Origin of the sequence: Promicromonospora kroppenstedtii DSM 19349 (genome assembly GCF_000515355.1) — a bacterium.
In the GTDB taxonomy this organism is placed as follows: Bacteria; Actinomycetota; Actinomycetes; order Actinomycetales; family Cellulomonadaceae; genus Promicromonospora; species Promicromonospora kroppenstedtii.
On record NZ_KI911680.1, the window covers coordinates 14,040 to 17,264 of the forward strand.

A 3,225-nucleotide genomic window follows, 5' to 3' on the forward strand; every position below is an offset into this window, starting at 1 on the left:
CGGGCGGTACCGCGGCGGACGGCGCCGGCGGCCTGGAGCTGCTGGAGCTGGACGGCGTCACGGCCCGGTTCGTGGTCGACGTCCGCCCGCGCTCGGTCGAGGTGAGCACCCGCGGGCACACGTTCCGGTTCACCCGGCCCGGTGGCTCCCGCGCCGCCGAGGCGGACCTGTCCGACGGCGTCGTCGTCGCCGCGATGCCCGGGTCCCTGACCCGGGTCGACGTGCGCGACGGCGAGCCGGTGACCGCCGGGCAGACGCTCGGCGTGCTGGAGGCGATGAAGATGGAGCTGGCGCTGGTGGCGCCGTCCGACGGCGTGGTGCGCGTGCGCGCGGCCGCGGGAGAGCAGGTCGCGGCACGTCAGGTGCTCTTCGTGCTGGAGGTGCCCGATGCCTGAGCCGGTCTCCGGGTCGATGCCTGGGTCTTCGCCTCGCGAGCACCGCACGCCCCAGGTGGTGCGCGACCCGGCCCTGCCCGAGCACGTGACGGTCTACGAGGTGGGGCCGCGCGACGGCCTGCAGAACGAGCGGGCGGTGGTCCCGACCGCGGTCAAGGTGGACCTGGTCGAGCGCCTGCTCGACGCCGGCCTGCCGTACGTGGAGGCCACGAGCCTGGTGCACCCGCGCTGGGTGCCGCAGCTCGCCGACGCCGCCGACGTGCTCGCGGCGCTGGTGGACCGGCTCGGTGACCGCGCCCGCGACCTGCCGGTGCTGGTGCCCAACGAGCGCGGCCTGGAACGGGCCTACGACCTGGGCCTGCGGCACATCGCGGTGTTCGCCAGCGCCACGGACTCGTTCGCGCGCCGCAACCTGAACCGGTCCCTGGACGAGCAGTACGCGATGTTCGAGCCGGTCATGACGCGGGCGCGCGCCGCGGGGATGCGCGTGCGGGCGTACGTCTCGATGTGCTTCGGCGACCCGTGGGAGGGCGACGTGCCGCTGGACCAGGTGGTCACGGCCGGCAAGCGCCTCATGGACCTGGGCGCGGAGCAGCTGTCGCTCGGCGACACGATCGGCGTCGGCACGCCGGGGCACGTGACCGCGCTCCTGGACGCGCTGAACGCCGCCGGCCTGCCCGACGACGTGCTGGCCCTGCACGCCCACGACACCTACGGACAGGCGCTGGGCAACGTCGCCGCCGCGCTGCGGCACGGGGTGACCACGTTCGACACGTCGGCCGGGGGCCTGGGCGGGTGCCCGTACGCGGAGTCGGCCACGGGCAACCTCGCCACGGAGGACCTGTTGTGGATGCTCGACGGGCTCGGGATCAGCACGGGGGTCTCACTGCCGCGGGTGGTGGAGACCAGCGCGTGGCTGGAGCCGCACCTGGACCACGAGCTCACGAGCCGGGCGTACCGGGCGCTGGCAGGTTCGGGCTCCTAGCGACCCCGTCCAGCAGGGCCAGCGCCGCCTCGACGGGGCGGGTGGCGCGGAGCCGGCTGACGGACCGCATGGAGAACGTGAGCGAGACGTCGAGGGGGAGGACGACGGCGCCGGGCGCGGGGCGCAGCACCATGCGCGGGATCGCGGCGACGCCGAGCCCGGCCGCGACGAACGCGGCCACCAGGCTCATGTCGGGGCTCTCGACCACGACGCTCCGGCGCAGGCCGCGCGCGGCCAGCTCGCGCTCGATGATCACGCGGTTGCCGAACCCTGGCGGTCCGTCGACGAACGGCTCGCCGACGAGCTCCTCCAGGGAGAGCACCGCGCGCCCGGCCAGCTCGTGGGCCTCCGGGACCACCGCGACGAACTCGTCGGCCAGCAGCTCGTGCGACCGCAGGCCCGCCAGGTCCGCGGCCGGCAGCCCGGTGATCGCGACGTCGAGCCGGCCCGCCCGGACGTCGTCGACCAGGCCCGTCGAGCCGGTGGGTGAGGCGACGACGCTGAGCGCGACGCCCGGGTAGAGCTGGTGGAACCGCCCGGCCAGCGCCGGGATGTCGAGCATGTCGGAGTTGGCGAAGACCCCGAGGCGCAGCCGTCCCCGCAGGCCGCTCTCGGCGGCGGCCACGACGTCGTAGACGCGGTCCAGCGACTCGACTGCGGCCCGCGCCTCGGGCAGGAGCGCGCGGCCGGCGTCGGACAGCTCGACCCGGCGGGTGGAGCGCACGAAGAGCGTCGCGCGCACCTCCCGTTCGAGCGTGCGCACGCCCGCCGAGACCGCCGACTGGACGGTCTGCAGCCGGTGGGCGGCACGCGTGAAGCTGCCCTCCTCCGCGACGGCGATGAAGTACTCCAGGTGCCGGGTGTCCATGTGGCCATCGTCGCAGAGTTATCGCGATCAGCGATAGATCGCATCACAATGATTCGCTTGTCCTGATGAGTGTGCCGGGCACAGACTGCTGGGGTGACGAACACGCAGACCTACCCCGCCCCGCCCGTACCGACCCGTGCCGGCCCGCGCCGCCACGGCGCCGGGTTCTGGGTCACCGGTCTGACCTTCCTGCTGCTCATGGCGTTCTCGACGGTGCCGACCCCGCTCTACCCGCTGTACGTGGCCCGCGACGGGTACGGGCCGTTCACGGTGACGGTGATCTTCGCCGCCTACGCGGTGGGTGTCGTGGCGAGCCTCTTCTTCGTGGGTCACCTGAGCGACCGGGTCGGACGGCGCCCGCTGGTGCTGCTCGCGGCGGGCCTGGAGCTCCTGGCCGCGGTGATCTTCCTGGCCCGGGACGACCTGGCCGGACTGGTCGCGGCCCGGCTGGTCTCCGGTATCGGGATCGGCGCGCTGACGGCGACGGCCACCGCCTACCTGGCCGAGCTGGACGGCGCACGGTCCCGCCCGGCCCCGGCCCGTGCGGCCGTGGTCGCCACCGTCGCGAACCTCGGCGGGTTGGGGCTCGGCCCGCTACTGTCCGGGATGATCGCCGAGCCGTCGGCCGAGCCGCTGGTACTGCCGTACGCGGTGTTCGCCGGGGTGCTGGTGCTGCTCCTGGTGGGCACGCTGCTGGTGCCCGAGACGGTGCTGCACCGGCCGGGCCTGCGGCCCTACCGCCCGCAGCGCGTGGCGATCGGCCCCGAGGCCCGGCGTCCGTTCGTGGCGAACGCGGTCGGCGCGTTCACGGCCTTCGCGGTGTTCGGCCTGTTCAGCTCGGTCGCGGCGTCGTTCGTGCACGACGAGCTGGGGCAGACGTCGCTGGTGGTCACCGGGGTCGTCGCGGCCACGCCGTTCCTGGCCGGCGCGCTCGGGCAGTCCGTCGTCGCGGCCGTCGCGCCGGCCCGCCAGCTGCG

General features: G+C 74.7%; 4 protein-coding genes. 3 read left to right on the forward strand and 1 reads right to left on the reverse strand.

The genetic code is table 11. The annotated features are described in order from the left end of the window. Together PROKR_RS34990 and PROKR_RS14355 are read left to right on the forward strand one after the other, a co-directional pair. The coding region (locus PROKR_RS34990; RefSeq protein ID WP_036964340.1) for a biotin/lipoyl-containing protein at positions 1-395 on the forward strand (395 nt) is incomplete at its 5' end. Beyond that, on the forward strand, positions 388-1,380 hold the full coding sequence (locus PROKR_RS14355) for a hydroxymethylglutaryl-CoA lyase (RefSeq protein WP_425414897.1): 993 nt from the start codon (positions 388-390) through the stop codon (positions 1,378-1,380). The genes PROKR_RS34990 and PROKR_RS14355, both read left to right, overlap by 8 nt. Here PROKR_RS14355 and PROKR_RS14360 read toward each other — a convergent pair. Beyond that, positions 1,337-2,248 (reverse strand): LysR family transcriptional regulator, encoded by a 912-nt coding sequence (locus tag PROKR_RS14360; RefSeq protein ID WP_036964342.1) that lies wholly within the window; start codon positions 2,246-2,248, stop codon positions 1,337-1,339. The two genes, PROKR_RS14355 and PROKR_RS14360, sit on opposite strands and share 44 nt — an antisense overlap. Positions 2,249-2,341: 93 nt before the next feature. On the opposite strand from PROKR_RS14360, the gene PROKR_RS34995 reads away from it, so the two are divergent. Continuing rightward, positions 2,342-3,225 (forward strand): MFS transporter (locus PROKR_RS34995; RefSeq protein WP_036964354.1); only part of this gene is annotated, 884 nt, incomplete at its 3' end.